Origin of the sequence: Micromonospora sp. HUAS YX12 (assembly GCF_040215685.1) — a bacterium.
GTDB lineage: Bacteria > Actinomycetota > Actinomycetes > Mycobacteriales > Micromonosporaceae > Micromonospora > Micromonospora tulbaghiae.
Window position 1 is genome coordinate 2,629,152 of record NZ_CP157974.1, and the last position, 21,560, is coordinate 2,650,711.

Below are 21,560 nucleotides of genomic sequence, written 5' to 3' on the forward strand. Positions count from 1 at the left end.
TCCACGAAGCGTTGTCCAGGGCCCGAATGCGCCGGCCTCAGGCCGGTCGCACCACCACGAGCACTGAGGCAACCCGTTCCGCCCGTACCGTCGCCATGCGGGGTCGCAGCCAGTCGGCCCGCGACCTGGGTGTTCTGTAGAACGATCGCGTGAGGAAGGGGCGGTGACCGACCAGGTCACCGCCCCTTCGTAGTCTTCCGGCGCCGGCTTGCGCTCAGGCCACCGGCGCGAAGCCTGGCAGCCAGCGTTCCAGGATCGACCGGTAGGGCGCCTTCGCCTCCAACTGGCAGAGCACCCCGATCGACCCCAGCGTCACCCGGTGGATCATCAGGTACGACGGGGGCAGGTTGAGCTGCCGGCTGAGCTGGTAGGCGGGCGAGCGAGGGCTGGCCAGCCGGGTCGCCTCGCCGCGCAGCCAGGCCCGGGTGAAGCGGAACTCGTCCGCGGCGATCGGCTCCAGCATCGGACGCAGGAAGTCGAGCACCGCCGGGGCGTCGATCGGCTCGGTGCGGCTGACGAAGCCTTCGGCGCGCAGCCCCTCCACCACCGCGTCGGCGTCCCCGCGCAGCGCCAGCGCCGCGATCCGGCCGATCGGCTCGGGCGTGCCCTGCGGCATCCGGGCCACCGCCCCGAAGTCGATCACGCCGAGCCGGCCGTCCGGCAGCAGCCGGAAGTTGCCCGGGTGCGGGTCGGCGTGCAGCAGCCCGGCCCGCTCCGGCGCGGACAGGTGCAGCTCGGCCATCAGCCGGCCGGCCTCGTCGCGCTGCTCCTCGGTGCCCTCCCGGATGATCTGGGACAGCGGGATGCCCTCCACCCACTCGGTGATCAGCACCCGCGGCGCGGCGTCGAGCACCTCCGGGATGAAGATGTCCGGGTCGTCGGCGTACGCGGCGGCGAACGCCCGCTGCGACTCCGCCTCCAGCTCGTAGTCCAGCTCCTCGGTGATGCGCTCGCGCAGCTCGGCCAGGAGCGGCTTCACGTCCAGCCCCGGCTGGATCGCCCGGAACATGCCGCCGAGCCGGGAGAGCTGCTTGAGGTCGGCGAGCAGGGCGTCACCGGCACCCGGGTACTGGATCTTCACGGCCACGTCCCGGTGCCGAGGGCCGCCGTTCGGCCCGTACCCCGGGTCGCGCCAGACCGCCCGGTGCACCTGGCCGATGCTGGCCGCGGCGGCCGGGGTGTCGTCGAACTCGACGAACCGGTCGCGCCAGTCCGGGCCGAGCTGCTCGGCGAGCACCTTGTGCACTGTCGCAGCCGGCAGCGGCGGGGCGGCCTCCTGGAGCTTGGTCAGCGCCTGCCGGTAGGGCGCGGCGACCTCCTCGGGCAGCGCCGCCTCGAACACCGACAGGGCCTGGCCGAACTTCATCGCCCCGCCCTTGAGCTGCCCGAGCACGCTGAACAACTGCTCGGCGGTGCGCTGCTGGATCTCGGCGGAGATGACGTCGGACGCGAGGCCGGTCACCCGCTTGCCCATGCCGAGGACGGTTCGACCGGCGAACCCGAGCGGCAGGGCGGCGAGCTTGGCGGTGCGGGACACGGCCCGGCGCGGGATGTCGGTCACCCGGCCATTGTTACCGACTCGGGGCCTCCGCTGCTGCCGTGCGGCGGGTAGCGGCCGGGCCCGACCGGATCGGGCGACGCCGGCAGCAACCGCAGGAGGGGTGTGGCGGCCACCGTCGGTAGCGGACCCGGCCCGGACCACGGATCTCCACCGCGCCACCGAGCGTCTCCGGCTGGGCGCCGTCGAGGTGGGCCAGCACCTCGGCCGTCGCGAAGGCCGCCGCGGCGAGCCGGGTGGCGGCGGCGCAGGCCCGCTCGCCCCGCTCGCCCCGGTCGGCGGCGAGCTGGGCGGCGAGCGCGGGCCAGTCCGGATCCCGGTCGCCGCGGTGCAGGTCGAGGCAGCGCAGGCAGGGACCGACGGGCGGGCGGACCAGCGGACCGACCACCGGTACGCCGCCGCGCAGGTCGAGCAGCAGGTGGGGCTGACGTCGGCGGGCGTACCCGGTGGCCAGCAGCTCGGCCGGACGGTCGACGCCGAGCTGCACCACCAGGTCCGGCCGGGTCGCCCGGGACGGGCCGGTGACCGTTCCGGGCGCGCACCGCTCCAGCGCCGCGCGTACCGCCGGGGCCAGCGGCCGGCCCAGCTCCGCCGCGGTCAGGCCGGTCCCGACCAGGTCACCGGCGCCGACCGGGCCGGTCAGATCGGGTACGACGTGCCCGACCCCGGCCTGGGCCAGCGCGACGGCGACCGCCGCGCCGAGTCGTCCCGTGCCGGTGACCAGCACCCGGGCGGCACGGCGGCGGCGCAGCAGCCGGGCCGGTGTGCCGGGCAGGTCGGGCGACGCGAGCGCCAGCGCGGCGGCCTCGGCGGCCAGCCGGGCCCGGGCCGCTCCGGCGAGGTCACGGGGGAGCAGGGCCTGCGCCGGCACCACCAGCCCGGCGTCCCGGAGCGTGTCGAGCAGGGCGCGTGCCTCGTCGGGCGGGACTCGGGCGGCGCCCGCCTGGGCCAGCACGGCGCGTTCGCTGCGGGTGCCGTCGAGCAGGTCGAGCAGGCGGGCCGTCCCCGGCGAGGACATCTCCAGCAGCACCGCGCGGCCGGGCGGCTCGCCGAGCTGGAGCGTGTGCCGGTCGCGCCAGAGCCGGGTCAGGCCGGGCAGCAGGACGGGACGGGCGAGCGGCGTCGGATCGGTCACGCCACTGATGGTGACCGTCTCCATGCGCTCCGTCGCTCGTTGTCCACAGGTGCGGCGAGCCGTGGCCAGCGTTGTCCACAGGATTTCGCCGGTTTTCCACAACTAGCCGGTAACTGTGTCGGCTACACGACGGAGGAGGACGGCCGGCGGCCGTCCTCCTCCGTGTCCGCGTAGGGGTCAGACCTTGGCCTTGCCCAGGATGCGGTTCACTGTTGTGCCGCATACCGGGCACTTGCCCTTGGCCATGTTCATGCCGGTCTTCGAGACCTCCACGTGCCCCTCGAAGTCCCGCTTCTCCTTGCACTTCACGCAGTAACCGTTGTAGGTCTGGGCCTGGTCGGCCACGGTAGCCTCCTCGTCTCGTCCGCCGGAGGTGTCCCGGCGGGTCTCCCTGCGGCGGTCCACGCGTGGCCCGGCGCCGGGGGTTCTCCGCGGTCAGTCACCTGACCGTGGTTGGCGGACCCTACCCAGGTCTGGGCGGTTCCATGTCAGCTGTACGCCGACTCTGTGAGCAAGTCGACGTCGAGAGTGTGCATGCCGAGTAACGTCGGATAAGTCAGTTTCGCGCGGACACGCCGGATGAATGCACCCAGATCCGCTTCGCGCGGCCCCGCCGACCGTCACTCGTCGTAGATCACTTAACGTGAACAGGGCCGGTCAGGTGATGGTCAGCTACCGTCGCAAAGAATTTTTTCCGGACTCCTGACAATCAACCGCCACTTTCCGGGCGCGTGTCGTCGTGTTGACTCTTGCGGAGTCCTGGTCAGAACGCATTAGCTTTCCATCGTGACAGTCAACCGAGGCTGCGCGGACCGGTAATGGCCGTGACGCGGAAGCCCGTCGTCGAGGTGCGGCGCAGCCAGCGTCGGCGGCGCACGGTGTCCGCGTACCGGGACGGGGAGCGCGTCGTCGTGCTGATCCCCGACCAGTTCTCCCGGGCCGAGGAGAGCGAGTGGGTCGACCGGATGCTCGCCCGGCTCGCCGCCCGCGAGGGCCGCCTGGCCCGCTCGGACGCAGAACTGCTCGCCCGCGCCGCACGCCTGATCGACCTTTACCTGCCCGAACACGGCTCGGCCGCCGCGCCGGCCAGCGTCCGCTGGGTGACCAACCAGAACGGCCGCTGGGGCTCCTGCACGCCCGCCGACCGCACCATCCGGATCTCGCACCGGGTTCAGGACATGCCCGACTGGGTGATCGACTACGTGCTGCTGCACGAGCTGGCGCACCTCATCGTGCCCAGCCACAACGCCGAGTTCTGGGCGCTGGTCGCCCGTTACCCGAGGTCGGAACGTGCACGCGGCTACCTGGAGGGCGTGGCCGCCACCGCCGCCATCCCCTGACCACCGCCCGTCGCGGTCGATCATGAAGTTGGCCCGGCGTTTCGTCCGCTTCGTCACCGCCAACCTCATGATCGCCGCGGACCTGCGTGGGGTGAGGGTTAAGGTCGGCGGATGTCGCGACGTGTGGTGGTGGCGCTGCTCGGCCCGGTGACCTGGTCGCCGCCCGGAATCGATCCGGCGCGATGGCGTACCGCGCTCGCCGAGGACGTGGTGGACCTGCTGGCCACGCTGAACGAGGTGGAGACCGCGGTGGCGGTCACCGCCCAGGACCGATGGCTGGCCGACGCGGTCGTCTGGCCGGGCACCGGTGTGTACGAGGTGACCGAGCCGACGCCGAACGCGGTGTTCGCGGCGCTGGCAGCCGGGCGGCACACGTCGAAGACCGGTTACGACCAGGTGGCGGTGGTGGCGGCGGACGCGCCGGACCTGCCGGGGCTGACGCTCGGCAAGCTGCTGCGCCCGCTCACCACCCGGCCGGTGGCGGTGGCCCCGGTCGAGGGAGGCGGAACCGGGCTGCTGGGGGTGGCGGCGCGACTGCCCGTACCGGCGTGGCTGCCCGCGCTGGACCTGGACACGACCGAGCCGGCCGAGGTGCGGCGGGCGGCGCCGAGCCCTGGGGACGTGGCGGTCACCGCAGGGTGGCACCGGATGCGCGGCCCGGCCGACCTGGCCGCCCTCGATCCGGCCGTCGAGGGCTGGGAGGCCACCCGGGCCCTGCTGTCCGGCCGCCCCGTCTGACCCACCGCCGTCTGCCCGTCATGCCCGCGCCCATCCGTGAGTGGGGTTGTCAGGGACTCCCGGCTCCGAGAGATTTTGGTACCAAACGGCCCCCATAGGGGCCCTTTCCTACCAAGATCTCCACCGATCCCACCTCGCGGAACGCCAGTCTCGCTCGATGGGCGGCGCTCGACGCAGCAACAAGCCGGACGAGGAACTCCCGTCCGCGCCGCCCCGAAACCTCTGCGATCTTGGAGTTGTGGCGCCTGGCAGACGCCGCATTCAGGACATGCTGGGCGCCACAACTCCAAGATCGACGGGGCGGGGCGGGGCGGGGCGGGGCGGGGCGGGGCGGGGCGGGTGGGACGGGGACGGGCCCGCACGGTGATCCGTGCGGGCCCGTCGCGTACGTGTCAGCGCTTGTCGTCGTCCTCGCCGGGGGACTTCTCCTCCGGGGCGCCGGGGGCGGAGAAGTCGAAGTTCGCCAGCTCGTCGTCGAGATCGGTGCTGGTCGTGGCGAACGCCTCCGGTGCGGCGAAGTCGTCGTCGGAGGGCAGCAGGTCCGGGTGGCCCCAGACCGCGTCCCGGCCGGCGATGCCGCGGTGCTCGGTCAGCGCCGCCCACAGCACCGTCGCCTCGCGCAGGCGGCGGGGTCGCAGTTCGAGGCCGACGAGCGCGGCGAACGTCTGCTCGGCCGGGCCGCCGGCGGCGCGGCGGCGGCGGAACGCCTCGCCGAGGCGTACGACGTTGGGCAGCCGGTCACCGGCGGCACTGTCGACGACGTGGCAGACCCAGCCCTCGACCAGGGCGAGTACGGTCTCCAGCCGGGCCAGCGACGCCTTCTGCGCGGGCGTGTCCTCCGGCGTGAAGATGCCCTCCAGCGCGATCGCCTGCATCGACTCCGGGTCGGTCGGGTCGACCCGGCCCATCGCCTCCTCGATCGCCTCCCGGTTGACCCGGATGCCCGCGGCGTAGTTCTCCACCGCGGTCAGCACGTGCCCGCGCAGCCACGGCACGTGCTGGAACAGCCGCTGGTGGGCGGCCTCGCGCAGGGCCACGTAGAGGCGTACCTCGTCCTCGGGGAGCTCCAGGCCCTCGCCGTACACCTTGATGTTGGCGGGGACGAGCGCGGCGGTGCCGGCCGGGCCGAGCGGCAGGCCGATGTCACCGGCGGAGAGCACCTCGGCGGCGAGCGAGCCGAGCGCCTGGCCGAGCTGGCCGCCGAAGAGGGCGCCGCCGAGCGTGGCGACCATCGACTGCATCGGGCCGAGCTGGGCGCGGGCCTCCGGCGGCACCAGGTCGCCCATCGCGCCGACCATCCGGCTGGCCACCGGGTCGCACAGCTTGCGCCACACGTCGAGCGTCTTGAAGATCCACTCGTTGCGGTTCCAGGCGACCGAGGTGCGGATGCCGGAGGGCCACGAGGTCGCCGGCTCCAGCCAGAGGTCGGCGATGCGCAGCGCCTCCTCGACCGCGTTGCGTTCGAACGGCGACACCGCCGGGTCGCCGGCGGCGGCGAGCTGGCTGGCGGCTACCTGCCGGGCGAGGTCCCAGTTGACCGGCCCGCTGCCCGGCGCCGAGAGCAGGTGCTGCAACTGCGACATGAACTGCTGCATCGCCGCGGGATCGTTGGGGTCTGGTGGTTGACCACCCGGGAGCGCGAAGCCGAACGGAATATCAGGCACGACCTCTACGGTACGCGGGCCCCGCCGCAGGTCGTGCCACTCGGCGTTGCGCTGAGGGCGAAGTCCGCCGGTCACCGCGCCGGACGGCCGGGGACGGATCGGTACGCTCTGGCCCATGAGACGTCGCGGCGTGACCGTCCTGCTCGGTGCCCTGCTCACCGCCCTGCTCAGCGTCGGCGTGCTGAGCGTGCCGCTGCCGTACGTGGTGCTCGGCCCCGGTCCGACGGTGAACACGCTGGGCAGTGCGGACGGCAAGGAGGTCATCCAGGTGACCGGCCGCGCGACGTCCACCTCCGCCGGTCAGCTCCGGCTCACCACTGTCGGTGTGCAGCCGACCGTGCGGCTGCGGTCGGCGCTGGCCGGCTGGTTCTCCTCGGACGAGGCGGTGGTGCCGCGGGAGCTGGTCTACCCGCCGGGGGAGTCGCAGGAGGAGGTCGAGAAGCGCAACGCGGAGGACTTCCAGAACTCGCAGACCAGCGCCGAGACGGCGGCGCTGCGGGAGCTGGGCTACCCGATCAAGGTGCGGGTCAAGGCGGTCACGCCGGGCGGACCGTCGGTCGACGTGCTGCGGCCCGACGACGTGGTCACCTCGGTCGACGGGGTGCCGGTGACGAGCGCGGCCAAGCTCACCGAGCTGGTCCGGGCGAAACCGGCGGGCACCGCGCTGAAGATCGGCTACACCCGGGGCGACACCCCGGGAACGGCCACTGTGACCAGCCGTGAGCAGGACGGGCGGCCGCGGATCGGCGTGGAGATCGACCAGCAGCAGCCGCACCCGTTCACCCTGAAGATCGACCTGGGTGACATCGGCGGGCCGAGCGCCGGGCTGATGTTCTCGCTCGGCATCATCGACAAGCTGGAGCCGGCCGACCTCACCGGCGGGAAGATCATCGCTGGCACCGGCACCATCGACGACGAGGGCCGGGTCGGCCCGATCGGTGGCATCGCGCAGAAGCTGGTCGGCGCCAAGGACGCGGGCGCGAAGGCGTTCCTGGTGCCCGCCGACAACTGCGCCGAGGCGGTCCGCAACCCGCAGCCGGGCCTGCCGCTGCTGAAGGTCGCCACGCTGGATGAGGCATTGAAGGCACTCGAGACGCTGCGCGCCGGAGGGCAGCCGACGCGCTGCTGAGGCGGGCCGGGCGGCGGAAACCGGGCGGATCGTGACGTGACCTTGACCCGACGTGCTCAGGAACACCCCGTACTCTTGGTGCCTGGTCGGAGCCGATCACATCGAGCGTGCGGAGCCAACAGTGGTCATGCGTAGCAGTCCCTTACCGAGGATGAGCCGGCGCGGACGCGTCACCATCGGTGTCCTGATCGGGGTGTTCATCTTGTTCACCCTCCTCGGGTGGGGGGTCAACGCCTGGACCGACTGGCTCTGGTTCGACGAGGTCCGCTACACCCAGGTCTTCACCGGCGTGCTCGCCACCCGCCTGCTGCTGTTCCTGGTGGTCGGCGCCGGCATGGCGCTGCTCGTCGGCGGCAACCTCTGGCTGGCCCACCGGCTGCGGCCCAAGATGCGTCCGCACTCGGCCGAGCAGGCCACCCTGGAGCGCTACCGGATGCTGCTGAGCCCGCGGCTCGGCACCTGGATCGCGCTCGCCGCCGCCGTCGTCGGGCTGTTCGCCGGCCTCTCCGGGCAGAGCCGCTGGGGCCAGTGGCTGCTGTTCCGCAACGGCGGCGACTTCGGCGTGAAGGATCCGGAGTTCGGCGTCGACGTCGGCTTCTACGTCTTCCAGCTCCCGTTCTGGCGCTACGTGCTCGGCGTCGGCTTCACCGCTGTGGTGCTGTCGCTGCTCGGCGCGCTCGCCGTGCACTACATCTTCGGCGGCGTGCGCCTCCAGGGCATCGGCGACCGGATGACGAACGCCGCCCGCGCCCACCTCAGCACGCTGGTCGCCGTGTTCGTGCTGCTCAAGGCCGTCGCCTACGTGCTCGACCGGCGGGCCATGCTGCTGGAGTACAACGAGGGCGCCAAGCTCTACGGCGCCGGCTACGCCGACGTGAACGCGCTGCTCCCGGCGAAGGAGATCCTCGCCTGGATCTCCGTCCTGGTGGCGCTGGCGATCATCGTGTTCTCCAACGCGGTCATGCGGAACCTGGTCTGGCCGGGCATCTCGCTCGCCCTGCTGGGCGTCTCCGCGGTGGCGATCGGCGGCATCTACCCGTGGGCCGTGCAGACGTTCGAGGTCAAGCCGAGCGCCCGGGACAAGGAGGCGCCGTACATCGAACGCAGCATCAAGGCCACCAGGTCCGCGTTCGGTCTCGACGGCACGAAGACCACACCGTACGCGGCCAGCAACCTCGTTCCACCCGCCAGCCTGGCCACCGACACCTCCGTGGTGTCGAACGTCCGGCTGCTCGATCCGCAGCTCGTCTCCGAGACGTACACGCAGCTCCAGCAGGTCCGCGGCTTCTACGACTTCGGCTCGAAGCTGGACATCGACAGGTACTCGGTCAAGGACAAGACCTCCGACTACGTGGTCGGCGTCCGTGAGATCAACTACGGCGAGCTGACCGACCAGCAGAGCAACTGGATCAACCGGCACACCGTCTACACCCACGGGTACGGACTGGTGGCCGCCCCGGCGAACCAGGTGGTCTGCGGCGGCCAGCCGTACTTCGTCTCCGGCTTCCTCGGCGACAAGGCCCAGGAGGCGTGCTCCGCGCCGACCGAGGAGATCCCGGCCCAGCAGCCGCGGATCTACTACGGCGAGCGGATGGAGCCGGCCGACTACGCGATCGTCGGGCAGACCGGCGACCGCAACGTCGAGTTCGACCGGCCCACCTCCACCGGCGGTGAGCAGTACTACACCTACACCGGCGAGGGCGGCGTCAAGATCGGCTCGTTCCCGCGCCGGCTGCTCTACGCGATCAAGGAGCAGGAGTCGAACTTCCTGCTCTCCGAGGCGGTCAACGAGAACTCGAAGCTGCTGTACGTGCGTAACCCGCGCGACCGGGTGGAGAAGGTCGCGCCGTTCCTCACGCTCGACGGCGACCCGTACCCGGCGGTGGTCGACGGGCGCGTCCTGTGGATCATCGACGGCTACACCACGGCGGCGACCTACCCGTACGCCGAGCGGGTCAACCTCCAGGCCGAGACCGCCGACGAGCTGACCGGCCGGGGCACGTTCCAGCTCGCCCGGGAGAACGTCAACTACATCCGCAACTCGGTGAAGGCGACTGTCGACGCGTACGACGGCACGGTCAAGCTCTACTCGTACGACGACACCGACCCGGTGCTCAAGGCGTGGAACAAGGCGTTCGGCGGCGACCTGGTGCTGCCCAAGGGCGACATCCCGGCCGAGCTGGCCGAGCACTTCCGCTACCCGGCCGACCTGTTCAAGGTGCAGCGCAACCTGCTGACCAAGTTCCACGTCACCGACCCCGGCGACTTCTACTCCGGCCAGGACTTCTGGCAGGTGCCGAACGTGCCGGACGCGCCGGACAGCGATCAGAGGCAGCCCCCGTACTACCTGTTCACCCAGTTCCCCGGGCAGGACGCACCGCGCTTCCAGCTGACCTCCGCGGTCACCCCGAACGGGCGGCAGAACCTCGCCGCGCTGGTCTCCGGGTCGTACGTCGACGGGCAGCCGAAGCTGGAGGTGCTGGAACTGCCGGACCAGACCCGGATCTCCGGGCCGACGCAGGTGCACCAGCAGATGACGAACAACGGCGACATCCGGCAGCAGCTCAATCTGCTCTCGTCCAACCAGGCGCAGGTGCAGTACGGCAACCTGCTCTCGCTGCCGTTCGCCGACGGCATGCTCTACGTCGAGCCGGTGTACGTGAAGAGCAGCAGCACCGACGCGTACCCGCTGTTGCAGAAGGTGCTGCTCTCCTACGGTGACGGCGGCTCGTACGTGGTGCTCGCCAACAACCTCGACGACGGCATCAAGCAGCTCGTCGAGCAGGGCAAGCGGGCGCCGAACAACAACCCGCCGCCCAGCACCGACGACAACCCGCCGCCGCCGGCCGGGGGCGGCAACAACGCCACGCCGCCGCCGATGAGCGGGGAGCTGGCCCAGGCGGCCGCCCGGGTGCAGACCGCGATCGCCGAGGTCAAGGCCGCGCAGACGTCCGGCGACTTCGAGCGGTACGGGCGTGCGCTGAAGGCGCTGGACGAGGCGATGAGCGCGTTCCAGCAGGCCCAGGCCGCGGCCGGCGGCTCGGGCAACCCGGCGCCGTCGGGCAGCGTCTCGCCACCGGCGCCGACGTCGCCCGCTCCGACACCGAGCGGCTGACGCCGAGCTGACACCACGAGCCCGTGGTCCGGGACCGCAACGGTCACCCGGACCACGGGCTCCTGTCGCCAAGCCGACTTCCCGGCCGCAACCCCGCACCCCGCCGCGCCGTCAACAGTGCAGGTGAACGTGTGGGGGCGGGAGGGCACATGCGTGACGCGGACAGTTTCGACGACTTCTACCGCAGCACGTCGGGGCGGGCCGTCCGGTACGGCTACGCGGTGGCGGGCGACCCGGCCGAGGCCCAGGATCTCGTGCAGGAGGCGTACGCCCGCGCCTGGCGGCAGTGGGCGAAGCTCGCCGGCCATCCCGCCCCGGAGGCGTGGCTGCGGCTGGTGATCAGCCGGCTGGCGACCGACCGGTTCCGGCGGCTGCGCGGATGGTGCCTCGCGGCCAGCCGCACCGGCCCGCCACCCGACGTCGGGCCGCCGGGTGAGGACACCGTGCTGCTGGTCGCGGCGCTGCGGCAGCTCCCGCCCCGGCACCGGCAGGCGCTCGCCCTGCACTACCTGTTCGACCTGCCCGTGGAGGAGATCGCCCGGGAGGCCGGCGTGCCCACCGGCACGGTGAAGTCCTGGTTGTCCCGGGGACGGGCCCGGCTGGCCGAGCTGTTGCCCGGCGTCGCCGCCGAGGAGCTGGAGGTCAACGATGTCGCGTGAACTGCACCGCTACTACCGGTCCCTCGCGGCCGACACCGACGAGCGGGTGCTGCCGGCGCCGGACCGGCTGCGCCGCAGCGCCGACCGCTGGGCCCGGCGCCGCGCCGCGATCACCGTCCTGGCCGCCGCCGGGCTGGTCGCGGGCACGGTGGCCGGAAGCCAGCTGGTGCTCGCCGCCGGGCCGGGCCCCGGCCCGGTTCCACCCCCCGCGGGTACGCCCACCCCGCGGCCGTCGGCCGCCACGCCCTCGGTCGCGCCGTCGCCCACCACGCCGTCGCCGACCATCGGCCGTACCCCCGGCTCGCGCAGCCCGGTCGTGACCACCACGCCTCCGGCCGCTGCCACCCCGACCACGATCCCGGACCGGGCGTTCTTCGTGCTGCCCGCCGCGAACGACGCCGGTACCGGTAACTACTTCGGCCCGGGACCGGTGCTGCCGGTGCTGTGCGGCGCGACACCCGGCGACGAGCGGGTGGTGGCGCAGCGGGCCCGGTCGCTGCCGTACCGCCGGGCCGGGGCGCCGGCGGACGAGGTGCCGTCCGGCAACTACCGGCACAGCATCACGATCTACCGGTCCGGCGGCGCCGGCGAGGCGCTGGCCGAGCTGCGCGCGGCGGTCCGGGCCTGCCCCGAGCAGCCCGCCCGGGGCGCGCCGCCGGTGACGGTGCGGCAGCGTCTGCTGCCCGACACCGGGTACGGCGACGAGTCGGTGCTGTTCGAGACGCGGACGCCGTACCGGGACGCCAACGGCGATCCGAGCGGCGGCGACGAGGTGCACCTGGTGCGTGCGGTGCGCTCCGGCGACGTGGTGACGGTGCTGTGGGAACAGGGCTGGGAGAGCACCTCTACCCAGCGCGCCCAGTTCGACGCGGACAGCCGCCGGGCGGTCGAGGCGATCCGGCGGTGGCTGGACTGAGTACCCGTTTTGCGCCTCCCCGGGTCGGTGCGCTACGGTTGTCGAGCCGACGCGGGGTGGAGCAGCTCGGTAGCTCGCTGGGCTCATAACCCAGAGGTCGCAGGTTCAAATCCTGTCCCCGCTACTCGTGACGAAGGGCCCCGGAGTTCTCTCCGGGGCCCTTCGCCGTTCCCGCCCGAGGCGCCCCGGGAAGGGTCGGCGGCGGGATCGGGTACCCGGCTGATCTCCCGGATCGGGGTGCGATAAGCTGTAGAAGCCGACGCGGGGTGGAGCAGCTCGGTAGCTCGCTGGGCTCATAACCCAGAGGTCGCAGGTTCAAATCCTGTCCCCGCTACTCGTGATGAAGGGCCCCGGAGTTCTCTCCGGGGCCCTTCATCGTGTCCGGCGACATCCTTCCCGTCCGCCGTGCCCCGGTTGCGGGTCTCGGCGAGGATGGGGGCATGTCTGCATGGAACAAGTGGTGGGGCCGCCTGGGCGCGGTCCTCGGTACGGTCGTGCTCTCGGTCTTCGTGCCGGTCGCGGCCTGGGCGTCGACCGGCACCGGCGAGATCGTGGTGGAGGCGGCGCGCCGGCGCTCCCGGGGCGGGTTCGGGTTCCTCGGCCTGCTCTGCTGCCTCGTGGTGGTCGGCGGCATCGTGCTGCTGGTGGTGCTGCTCACCCGCAACCGCCGCAACCGCCCCCCGCGCTGACCCCCTCACCCGGGCATCCCGCGCACCCGCCCTCCGGCCGCGGTGATCATGAAGTTGGCCGTGCGGCGCGTCCGATTTGTCGCCGCTAACCTCATGATCGCCGGGGCGAGGGCTGGGTGGGCGGGGGCGTGAGGCGGTCAGGCGGCCAGGGCGGCGTTCGCCTGGGCCATGAAGCGGGAGGTGGCGGTGCGGGCGCCGGCCCGCTTGCCGCGGATGCTCTCGGCCGCGTCGATCAGCAGCGTGCGCACCGCGGCATGCCCCTTGGGCGGCGGCGCGGGCGACGGGCCGGCCAGGTCGTCCAGCTCGGCGCCGAGCGCGGCGATGCGCTTCTCGGCCCGGCCGGTCACCTCCGCCGCCACGAACGATCGCACCTGCTTGCTGGGGTTCAGGCCGCGCTCGACGCCGAGGAGCCGGCCGGCGGCCACGTTCGTGGTCAGGAAGTCGAGCACGTCCACCACCGTCTCCGGGTGGCGGGTGCCCCGGAAACCGGCCCAGTACATCGACGCGCGTGGCCACTGCGCGGCGGGCGTGCCCGGAAAGGCGACCGCGCCCAGCTCGTCGTCGGTCAGGCTCTGCAGCTCGGGCAGCTGGTGCGACCAGGCGAAGGAGGCCGCGGTGTGCCCGGTGACCACGAGCTGGCGGGCCAGCTCGCCGCTGTCGGCCTGCTCGACCAGCGCGGCGCTCGGTGTGGCCCGGTCGAAGCGCGCCACCTCCCAGAACTCGAACCAGGCGAGCAGCTCGGCGGAGCTGAAGCCGAGCTGCCGCCCCTGGTACAGCTCGCTGCCCTGGCCGCGCAGCCAGAGCCAGAACGCCCGGTAGTCGCCGGAGGCGTCCATGGTGCCCGCCACCCGGTTGCCGGAGGCGCGCGTGACGCGGGCGGCCCAGGTCACGTACTCCTTCCAGGACATCCCGGTACGCGGCTCGGGCTGGCCCAGCCGGCGCAGCAGCCTGCGGTTGAACACCAGCGCCGCGCTCGTCTGCGCGGCCGGCACGCCCACCGTGCGCTCGTCCACCCGGCCGTAGCGGGCCAGCTGCTCCGGCACCTCGCGCAGGTCGAGCCGCTCGTCGGCGACGTACCGGGTGAGGTCGAGCAGGATGTCCCGGCCGGCGTACTCGGCGAGCAGGGTGTCGTCGATCTGGAACAGGTCCGGCGCGTTCCCGCCGGTGGCCTGGGTGGCGATCCGGTCGTAGTAGCCGCCCAGCCCCTGCCAGGTGACCCGGAAGCTGACCCGGGGGTTCTGCTGCGAGTACAGCCGCAGCGCCTGTTCGGTGGCCGCGGCCCGGCGGGCGCCGCCCCACCAGAACACGGACAGCTCGATCGGGCCGTCGTCGGCGGCCACCTCCTCCGGGCTGCACCCGGTGAGCAGCGGCAGCGCGCCGGCGGCGAGCGGCAGCCCGGTGAGCGCGCCGAGGAACCGTCGCCGGTCGAGCCCGGGACGGGGTACGGACTGCGGAGCGCGCACGGGTCTCTCCGAAGGTGGGGTGGACGGATCATTTCACCGGCCCCCGGCCGGGTGTCAACGCCGGGCGGGGGCCGGTGGGCGCGCCCGGCGATCCGCGCCGGTCATGGTGTACTAGCGCCGTGGAACTTCTGCACTCCGGCAAGGTCCGGGACGTCTACGCCGACGGCGAGGACCTGATCCTGGTCGCCACGGACCGCGTCTCCATCTACGACGTGGTGCTTCCGACCCCGATCCCGGACAAGGGCCGCCTGCTCACCGCGCTGTCGCTGTGGTGGTTCGAGCAGCTGTCCGACCTGGTGCCGAACCATGTGATCTCCGCGACGGACGTACCGGCGGAGTTCGCCGGCCGGGCGATCCGCTGCCGGCGGCTGGACATGGTGCCGGTCGAGTGCGTGGCCCGGGGCTACCTGACCGGCGGCGGCTTCGCGGAATACCAGCGCACCGGCTCGGTCTCCGGGGTGCCGCTGCCCCGCGGCCTGGTCGAGGCGTCGATCCTGCCCGAGCCGATCTTCACGCCGTCGACCAAGGCGCCCAAGGGCGAGCACGACGAGCCGATCACGTACGAGCAGGTGGTGGACAAGGTCGGGCCGGAGGTCGCCGAGCGGCTGCGGCAGATCACCGTCGACGTCTACCGGCGCGGCGCGGAGATCGCCGCCGAGCGGGGCATCCTGATCGCGGACACGAAGCTGGAGCTGGGCTGGGCGGCGGACGGCACGCTGGTCCTCGGCGACGAGGTGCTCACCTCCGACTCGTCCCGGTTCTGGCCGGCCGAGTCGTACCAGCCGGGCCGCTCCCAGTTCTCCTACGACAAGCAGTACGTGCGGGACTGGGCCACGTCGAGCGGCTGGGACAAGCAGCCGCCCGCGCCGGAGGTGCCGGCCGAGGTGATCGAGGCGACCCGGGCCCGCTACGTCGAGGTGTACGAGCAGCTGACCGGCAACCGCTGGGAGTGACGCTCAGTCGACCCAGTCGAGCGTGCGCCGGACGGCCTTGTGCCACTGGCGCAGCTCGCGCTCCCGGTGCGCCGGGTCCATCGTCGACTCCCACTGCGCGTCCGAGCGCCACTTCTCGCGCAGCGTGGCCAGGTCGGGCCAGAACCCGACGGCCAGGCCGGCGGCGTACGCGGCGCCGAGGCACGTCGTCTCGGTGATCCGGGACCGCACGACCGGCACGTCCAGCACGTCGGCGAGGAACTGCATGAGCAGCTCGTTGCCGGTCATCCCGCCGTCGACCCGCAGCCGGCGCAGCGCCACGTCGGAGTCGGCGTTCATCGCGTCCACCACCTCCCGGGTCTGGAACGCGGACGCCTCCAGCACCGCGCGCGCCAGGTGCCCCTTGGTGATGTAGCCGGTCAGCCCGGCGATCACGCCCCGCGCGTCGTTGCGCCAGTGCGGGGCGAACAGGCCGGAGAAGGCCGGCACCACGTAGCAGCCGCCGTTGTCGTCGACGGTGCGGGCCAGCTCCTCGACCTCCGGGGCGGTGGAGATCAGGCCGAGGTTGTCGCGCAGCCACTGCACCAGCGAGCCGGTGACCGCGATGGCGCCCTCCAGCGCGTACACGGCGGGCTGGCCCTCGATTCGGTACGCCACGGTGGTGAGCAGGCCGTGCCGCGACGGCACCGGGCTGGCGCCGGTGTTGAGCAGCAGGAAGCTGCCGGTGCCGTAGGTGCACTTGGCCTCGCCGGGCTGGAAGCAGGTCTGCCCGAACAGCGCCGCCTGCTGGTCGCCGAGCGCGCTCGCCACCGGCACTCCGGCCAGCACCCCCTGGGCGGTGCCGTACACCTCGGCCGAGCTGCGGATCTCGGGCAGCACGGCGGCCGGGATCCGCAGCGCGTCGAGCAGCTCCGGGGCCCAGTCGAGTGTCTCCAGGTCCATCAGCATGGTGCGGCTGGCGTTCGTCACGTCGGTGACGTGCCGGCCGGTCAGCTTCCAGATCAGCCAGCTGTCCATGGTGCCGAACAGCACCTCGCCGCGCTCGGCGCGCTCGCGCAGCCCGTCGACGTGGTCCAGCAGCCAGCGCAGCTTCGGGCCGGCGAAGTAGGTGGCCGGGGTCAGGCCGGTGCGGGTCCGCAGCCGTTCCTCGTCGTACGTCCCGGTCAGTTCGCGCAGCAGCGGGCCGGTGCGGGTGTCCTGCCAGACGATCGCGTTCGCCACCGGGCGGCCGGTCTCCCGGTCCCACACCACAGTGGTCTCGCGCTGGTTGGTGATGCCCACCGCGGCGAGCATCTCGGTGCCGATGTCGGCGCTCGCCAGCGCCTCGCGCACCACGTGCTCGACGTTCGTCCAGATCTCCTCGGCGTCGTGCTCGACCCAGCCGGGGCGGGGGAAGACCTGCCGGTGCTCGCGCTGGGCCACGGCGACGATCTCACCGGCCCGGTCGAAGACGATGCAGCGCGAGGACGTGGTGCCCTGGTCGATGGCGGCGACGAGCTCTGCGGTCACGGCAGCACCGTACCCGCCGCGAGCGTCCACCGTCTCCCTCCGGCGGCCCGTACGATCATCAGACGTGCGTGACATTGCCGTGTTCAGCGGGTCGGCCCATCCCGACCTCGCCGCCGAGATCTGCGCCCACCTCCACGTCCCGCTGCACCCGGTGCGGGTGTCCCGGTTCGCCAACGACTGCCTGGAGGTGCAGTTGCAGGCGAACTGCCGGGAGCGCGACGTCTTCCTCATCCAGCCGCTGGTGCCGCCGGTGCAGGAGCACCTGGTCGAGCTGCTGCTCATGATCGACGCGGCCCGGGGCGCGTCGGCCGCGCGGATCACCGTGGTGCTGCCGCACTACGCGTACGCCCGGTCGGACAAGAAGGACGCGCCGCGTATCTCCATCGGCGGCCGGCTCGTCGCCGACCTGCTCACCTCCGCCGGCGCGCACCGGGTGCTGGCCATGACGCTGCACTCGCCGCAGGTGCACGGCTTCTTCAGCGTCCCGGTGGACCACCTGCACGCGCTGCGCGAGCTGGCCACCCACTTCAAGGGGTACGACCTGAGCAACGCGGTGGTGGTCTCGCCGGACCTGGGCAACGCCAAGGAGGCCGCCGCGTTCGCCCGGATGCTGGGCACGCCGGTGGCGGCCGGCGCGAAGCAGCGCTACAGCGACGACCGGGTGCAGATCAGCACGATCATCGGCGACGTGACGGACCGGGACGTGATCGTGCTGGACGACGAGATCGCCAAGGGCAGCACCGTGATCGAGCTGATCTCCCACCTGCGCGAACGGCGGGTCCGCTCGATCCGGCTGGCCTGTACGCACGGCCTGTTCTCCAGCGGGGCGCTGGAGCGGCTGAGCGCACAGGAGGGCGTCCTGGAGATCGTCTGCACCAACACGGTGCCGATCCCGGCGGAGAAGCGGGTGCCGAAGCTGGAGGTGCTGTCGGTGGCGCCGGCCCTGGCCGAGGCGATGCGGCGGATCCACAACGGGGAGTCGGTGAGCGCCCTGTTCGCCTGACGGGGCGGGTCAGCCGTCCAGCGGGCCGGCGGCGGGCTGGCGGGTGGCGAGCGCGGCGGTGATCCGGACGACGGTGCCGGCGTCGCCGGTCTCCACCTCCATCGCGTCGCTCAGCTCCCGGGCCAGCCAGAGGCCCCAGCCACCGGCGGTGTCCGGCGCGGGCCGGTCGCGGTCGCGCAGCCGCCGTTCGCTGATCCCGGGCCCGTGGTCGGCGACCTCGCAGACCAGTTCGCCGTCCCGCTCCCAGAGCCGCAGCCAGCCCTGCCCGCCGCCGTGCCGGACCGCGTTGGTGATCAGCTCGTTGACCGCCAGTACGAAGTCGTCCAGCCGTTGGCCGGACAGGCCCGACTCGTGTGCGCAGGAGGTGACCGCGTGCCGCAGCTCGGTCACCTGCGCCTGGTCGAAGGCCGTGGCGAGAAGCAGGGAAGGTTCGATGGGCACAACCGTACGCGGTGCGGGGAGTTCTGCGTCTGTCATGACCCCGTCCCGACGATGCTCCTCGACGACTTTCGCGGCATTTCCACCGTACGTCAGGGTTTCTCTAGCCGCACCGCCCGGGGTGCCCGGGACCGGCTGTGACAGGGTGGCGCACATGCCGTCGTCCGCCGGCCTCGAGGGCCCCTTCTGGCGATCGATAGCGGTGTTCCGCTTCGCCGCGCTCGCGTACGTCGGACTGGTCGTGCTGCGCGACGCGGACCGCTACGCGCACCCGGTCGCCGCGGGCGGTGTCCTGCTGGCGATGCTGGTGTGGAGCGGCGTGACGGCGGCCGGTTACGGCCGTCCGGCCGGGCGGCGCTGGCCGCTGCTCCTGGCCGACCTCGGCGTGGTGCTCGCGATCATCCTGGTCACGCCCTGGGTGGTGGGCCGCGCGGCGCTCGCCGCCGGTGTGCCGATGCTGACCGCCGCCTGGCTGGCCGGGCCGGTGCTCGCCTGGGCGGTCTCCGGCGGGCGGCGGCGCGGCGCGGTGGCCGCGCTGGTGCTCGGCGGCGCCGACCTCGCCACCCGGGACCGGATCAGCCCGTCCGCGCTGACCGGGGCGATCCTGATGCTGCTGGCCGGCGTGGTGGTCGGGCACGTGGCGCGGCTGGCGGTGGAGGCGGAGGAACGGTTGCAGCGGGCGGTGGAGCTGGAGGCGGCCACCCGGGAACGGGAGCGGCTGGCCCGCGACATCCACGACTCGGTGCTCCAGGTGCTCGCCCTGGTCCGGCGGCGTGGCGCGGACCTGGACGGCGAGGCGGCCGAGCTGGCCCGGCTGGCCGGCGAGCAGGAGGCGGCGCTGCGGGCGCTGATCGGCCGGGCGGGCGCGCCGCCGGACCCGGCGGGTGACGAGCAGGACCTGCGCGACCTGATCGACAGGTACGCCTCGGCCACCGTCGTGGTGTCCGCGCCCGCCACACCGGTGCCGCTGCCGGCGCGGGCCGCCGGTGAGCTGGGCGCGGCGGTCGGCGCGGCGCTCGACAACGTGGCCCGGCACGCCGGCGGGCGGGCCTGGGTGCTGATCGAGGACGAGGAGGAGACGGTGACCGTCTCGGTACGCGACGAGGGGCCGGGCATCCCGGAGGGGCGGCTGGCGGAGGCTGCCGCGCAGGGGCGGCTCGGGGTGGCGCAGTCCATCCGGGGCCGGGTGGCCGACCTGGGCGGCGAGGTGCGGATCGTCTCCGCGCCCGGCGCCGGCACCGAGATCGAGCTGGTCGTGCCGAGGAGCCGCGGGTGAGCATCCGGGTGATGGTGGTCGACGACCACCCGATGTGGCGCGAGGGCGTGGCCCGCGACCTCACCGAGGCCGGTCACCAGGTGGTGGCGACCAGCGGGGAGGGGCGGCAGGCGGTACGGGTGGCCGCCGCGGCCCGCCCCGACCTGGTCGTGCTCGACCTCCAGCTTCCGGACATCTCCGGCGTCGAGGTGATCCGGGGGCTGCGCGCCGCGCTGCCCGACGTGCGGGTGCTCATGCTCTCGGCCAGCGGCGAGCCGCAGGGCGTGCTCGACGCGGTCAAGGCCGGCGCCACCGGCTACCTGACCAAGTCGGCCGCGCCGGCGGAGTTCCTGGACGCGGTGCGCCGCACGGCGGCCGGTGAGCCGGTGTTCACGCCCGGCCTGGCCGGGCTGGTGCTGGGGGAGTACCGGCGGCTGGCCGCGGCGCCGCCCGTGCCGCACGACGACGCACCCCGGCTCACCGAGCGGGAGACCGAGGTGCTGCGCCTGGTCGCCAAGGGGCTGTCCTACAAGCAGATCGCCGACCGGCTGGGCCTGTCCCACCGGACCGTGCAGAACCACGTGCAGAACACCCTGGGCAAGCTCCAGTTGCACAACCGGGTCGAGCTGACCCGGTACGCCATCGAGCGGGGCCTGGACGACTGAGCGGTCAGCGCGCGTCCGGCGGCCGGGTCTCGTGCACCGCCAGCTCCTCCGCGCTGGCCCCGCCACCGGCGGCGCCGGCGTCGTAGGCGACGTTGTCGGTCTCCTGGTCGGTGTGCGCGCCCTCGTCCGGCTCGACCAGCCGGCCCACCTGGTGGTCGGCGACGGTGCCGAGCTGGCCGTGGTCGTACACCGACACCGGGGAGTTCGGGTCCGAGACCGGGCCCGGGTCGATCACGTCGGCGTCGAGCTGGGCCTGCGCGGCGGCCTCCTCGCTGTCCGCCTCGGCGGCGATGTCCGGGTCGACCGGGCCGGCGAGCGGATCGTCCGCGGGGCGCTCGTACTGCTCGCGCTGGAGCTTGTAGTCCAGCGACTCGCCGTCGAGCTGCTCCTCCGCCGTGGTGCCGAACTGGTCCACGGCGACCGGCGTGCGGTCACCGGGAAGCTGGGCCGGCTCGGGGCCGTCCGCCTCGCGCCCGGTCAGCACGTCGTCGTTGGCGGTGGAGTCGTCGTCGGCGGTGTCGGGCAGACCCTGCGCCTCGGGATCGGACACGGGGGTGGGGTACTCGTCGTCGCGCATGCTCGGGAACTACCCACTGCGCTCCCCGCCCTAACCGCGACCGGCCGGGTGGATCGGGAGCAACGGGGCGAAAGGGTGCCTCAGTTGTGCAACGCCATCTCGTCCTCGGCGTGCAGCACGCACCACACCACCTTGCCGTCGGGCAGCGCCGTGCTGCCCCAGCGCCGGGCCACCGTGTCGATGAGCAGCAGCCCCCGCCCGCCCACCGAGTCCACCGGCGCCGGACCGCCGTACGCGGGCCGCCCGGTCGAACGGTCCCGGACGGCCACGTGCAGCGCGCCGCCGCGCGGGGCCAGCCGGAGCGTCATCGGCGTGACGGCGTGCGCGACCACGTTGTTGACCATCTCGGTGACCGCGATGCAGGCGGGCTCGATCAGCTCCGGCAGTCCCCACCTGACGCACCCGCCGGTGACCAGCACACGTGCCTCGCGGGCCGCCTCGACCACCGGGGTCAGCTCGGCGTCGATCGGCTCGGGCGGCGCGGCCGGTGGCGGCTCGCCCGGATCGAGCAGCAGTTCGGTGGCGGGCCAGTCGGCGACCGCCCGGCAGACCTCGTCCAGCGCGTCACGTGCCAGCCGATCGGGGATCCGTACCCCGGACAGGTCCACCAGCAGCAACCCGGGGCGCTGCCACAGCCGGGCGAGCAGGGCGTCCCGTACGGCCTCCACCTCGGAGCGGTCGAGCACCCCGGTCAGCCGGACCGTCGGGGAGAAATCGTCGGCCTCCACCAGGCAACGCGCATCCGTCGGCATGATCGCCCCATTGTGCACGTCGG

The 21,560-nt window shown here is 73.1% G+C and carries 20 protein-coding genes and 2 tRNA genes; 13 read left to right on the forward strand and 9 right to left on the reverse strand.

Going from position 1 to position 21,560, the window contains the following annotated elements; genetic code table 11:
- Nucleotides 1-214: 214 nt before the first annotated feature.
- From ABIH81_RS12835 to ABIH81_RS12845, 3 genes are all read right to left on the reverse strand, one after another.
- Nucleotides 215-1,561: an AarF/ABC1/UbiB kinase family protein gene (locus ABIH81_RS12835; protein WP_349880458.1), complete on the reverse strand. Its 1,347-nt coding sequence runs from the start codon at nt 1,559-1,561 to the stop codon at nt 215-217.
- A 10-nt stretch (nt 1,562-1,571) separates the two neighbouring features.
- Entirely contained in the window at nt 1,572-2,693 is a 1,122-nt protein-coding gene (locus ABIH81_RS12840) for a TOMM precursor leader peptide-binding protein (protein WP_349880459.1), read from the reverse strand.
- 177 nt (nt 2,694-2,870) lie between these two features.
- Nucleotides 2,871-3,038 carry a DUF5679 domain-containing protein gene (locus ABIH81_RS12845; RefSeq protein ID WP_007464795.1) on the reverse strand — a complete coding sequence of 56 codons (168 nt, stop codon included), beginning with the start codon at nt 3,036-3,038 and terminating at the stop codon, nt 2,871-2,873.
- Nucleotides 3,039-3,511: 473 nt separating this feature from the next.
- Here ABIH81_RS12845 and ABIH81_RS12850 point away from each other — a divergent pair, with 473 nt between their 5' ends.
- Nucleotides 3,512-4,033 carry a M48 family metallopeptidase gene (locus ABIH81_RS12850; protein ID WP_091040904.1) on the forward strand — a complete coding sequence of 174 codons (522 nt, stop codon included), beginning with the start codon at nt 3,512-3,514 and terminating at the stop codon, nt 4,031-4,033.
- Nucleotides 4,034-4,144: 111 nt separating this feature from the next.
- Entirely contained in the window at nt 4,145-4,771 is a 627-nt protein-coding gene (locus tag ABIH81_RS12855; RefSeq protein ID WP_349880460.1) for a hypothetical protein, read from the forward strand.
- Nucleotides 4,772-5,163: 392 nt separating this feature from the next.
- On the opposite strand, the gene ABIH81_RS12860 is transcribed toward ABIH81_RS12855, so the two are convergent.
- Nucleotides 5,164-6,435: a zinc-dependent metalloprotease gene (locus ABIH81_RS12860; protein ID WP_091423230.1), complete on the reverse strand. Its 1,272-nt coding sequence runs from the start codon at nt 6,433-6,435 to the stop codon at nt 5,164-5,166.
- A 115-nt stretch (nt 6,436-6,550) separates the two neighbouring features.
- Here ABIH81_RS12860 and ABIH81_RS12865 point away from each other — a divergent pair, with 115 nt between their 5' ends.
- The 7 genes from ABIH81_RS12865 (at nt 6,551) to ABIH81_RS12895 (ending at nt 12,943) form a co-directional block, all read left to right on the forward strand.
- Nucleotides 6,551-7,564, forward strand: coding sequence for a PDZ domain-containing protein (locus ABIH81_RS12865; protein WP_349880461.1), 1,014 nt, complete (start codon nt 6,551-6,553; stop codon nt 7,562-7,564).
- Between the two features lie 127 nt (nt 7,565-7,691).
- On the forward strand, nt 7,692-10,679 hold the full coding sequence (locus ABIH81_RS12870; RefSeq protein WP_349880462.1) for a UPF0182 family protein: 2,988 nt from the start codon (nt 7,692-7,694) through the stop codon (nt 10,677-10,679).
- A gap of 149 nt (nt 10,680-10,828) precedes the next feature.
- Nucleotides 10,829-11,338, forward strand: coding sequence for a SigE family RNA polymerase sigma factor (locus ABIH81_RS12875; protein ID WP_349880464.1), 510 nt, complete (start codon nt 10,829-10,831; stop codon nt 11,336-11,338).
- The gene (locus ABIH81_RS12880) at nt 11,328-12,254 is read left to right on the forward strand and encodes a hypothetical protein (protein WP_349880465.1); all 927 of its coding nucleotides are present in this window, start codon (nt 11,328-11,330) and stop codon (nt 12,252-12,254) included. The genes ABIH81_RS12875 and ABIH81_RS12880 overlap by 11 nt, the downstream gene beginning before the upstream one ends.
- 50 nt (nt 12,255-12,304) lie before the next feature.
- Nucleotides 12,305-12,378: transfer RNA gene (locus tag ABIH81_RS12885), tRNA-Met, on the forward strand.
- Nucleotides 12,379-12,514: 136 nt separating this feature from the next.
- Nucleotides 12,515-12,588 (forward strand) — tRNA-Met (locus ABIH81_RS12890).
- 106 nt (nt 12,589-12,694) lie between these two features.
- The gene (locus ABIH81_RS12895) at nt 12,695-12,943 is read left to right on the forward strand and encodes a hypothetical protein (RefSeq protein WP_349880466.1); all 249 of its coding nucleotides are present in this window, start codon (nt 12,695-12,697) and stop codon (nt 12,941-12,943) included.
- 137 nt (nt 12,944-13,080) lie between these two features.
- Here the strand turns inward: ABIH81_RS12895 and ABIH81_RS12900 are convergent, their stop codons facing one another.
- Entirely contained in the window at nt 13,081-14,406 is a 1,326-nt protein-coding gene (locus tag ABIH81_RS12900) for an extracellular solute-binding protein (protein ID WP_349880467.1), read from the reverse strand.
- 119 nt (nt 14,407-14,525) lie between these two features.
- Here ABIH81_RS12900 and ABIH81_RS12905 point away from each other — a divergent pair, with 119 nt between their 5' ends.
- Nucleotides 14,526-15,359 (forward strand): phosphoribosylaminoimidazolesuccinocarboxamide synthase, encoded by an 834-nt coding sequence (locus tag ABIH81_RS12905; protein ID WP_349880468.1) that lies wholly within the window; start codon nt 14,526-14,528, stop codon nt 15,357-15,359.
- 3 nt (nt 15,360-15,362) lie between these two features.
- Here the strand turns inward: ABIH81_RS12905 and glpK are convergent, their stop codons facing one another.
- The gene (gene glpK, locus ABIH81_RS12910; protein WP_349880469.1) at nt 15,363-16,847 is read right to left on the reverse strand and encodes a glycerol kinase GlpK; all 1,485 of its coding nucleotides are present in this window, start codon (nt 16,845-16,847) and stop codon (nt 15,363-15,365) included.
- Nucleotides 16,848-16,911: 64 nt separating this feature from the next.
- Here glpK and ABIH81_RS12915 point away from each other — a divergent pair, with 64 nt between their 5' ends.
- Nucleotides 16,912-17,850, forward strand: coding sequence for a ribose-phosphate pyrophosphokinase (locus ABIH81_RS12915; RefSeq protein ID WP_349880470.1), 939 nt, complete (start codon nt 16,912-16,914; stop codon nt 17,848-17,850).
- A gap of 9 nt (nt 17,851-17,859) precedes the next feature.
- Here ABIH81_RS12915 and ABIH81_RS12920 read toward each other — a convergent pair whose 3' ends face one another.
- On the reverse strand, nt 17,860-18,327 hold the full coding sequence (locus ABIH81_RS12920) for an ATP-binding protein (protein WP_349880471.1): 468 nt from the start codon (nt 18,325-18,327) through the stop codon (nt 17,860-17,862).
- 115 nt (nt 18,328-18,442) lie between these two features.
- Between ABIH81_RS12920 and ABIH81_RS12925 the strand changes: the two genes are divergently transcribed.
- Nucleotides 18,443-19,564, forward strand: coding sequence for a DUF5931 domain-containing protein (locus ABIH81_RS12925; protein WP_349880472.1), 1,122 nt, complete (start codon nt 18,443-18,445; stop codon nt 19,562-19,564).
- Nucleotides 19,565-19,575: 11 nt separating this feature from the next.
- Nucleotides 19,576-20,208 (forward strand): response regulator transcription factor, encoded by a 633-nt coding sequence (locus ABIH81_RS12930; protein WP_349881085.1) that lies wholly within the window; start codon nt 19,576-19,578, stop codon nt 20,206-20,208.
- A gap of 4 nt (nt 20,209-20,212) precedes the next feature.
- Here the strand turns inward: ABIH81_RS12930 and ABIH81_RS12935 are convergent, their stop codons facing one another.
- Both ABIH81_RS12935 and ABIH81_RS12940 read right to left on the reverse strand, forming a co-directional pair.
- Nucleotides 20,213-20,785 (reverse strand): DUF5709 domain-containing protein, encoded by a 573-nt coding sequence (locus ABIH81_RS12935; RefSeq protein ID WP_349880473.1) that lies wholly within the window; start codon nt 20,783-20,785, stop codon nt 20,213-20,215.
- Nucleotides 20,786-20,865: 80 nt separating this feature from the next.
- The gene (locus tag ABIH81_RS12940; protein ID WP_349880474.1) at nt 20,866-21,537 is read right to left on the reverse strand and encodes an ATP-binding protein; all 672 of its coding nucleotides are present in this window, start codon (nt 21,535-21,537) and stop codon (nt 20,866-20,868) included.
- Nucleotides 21,538-21,560 lie beyond the last annotated feature (23 nt).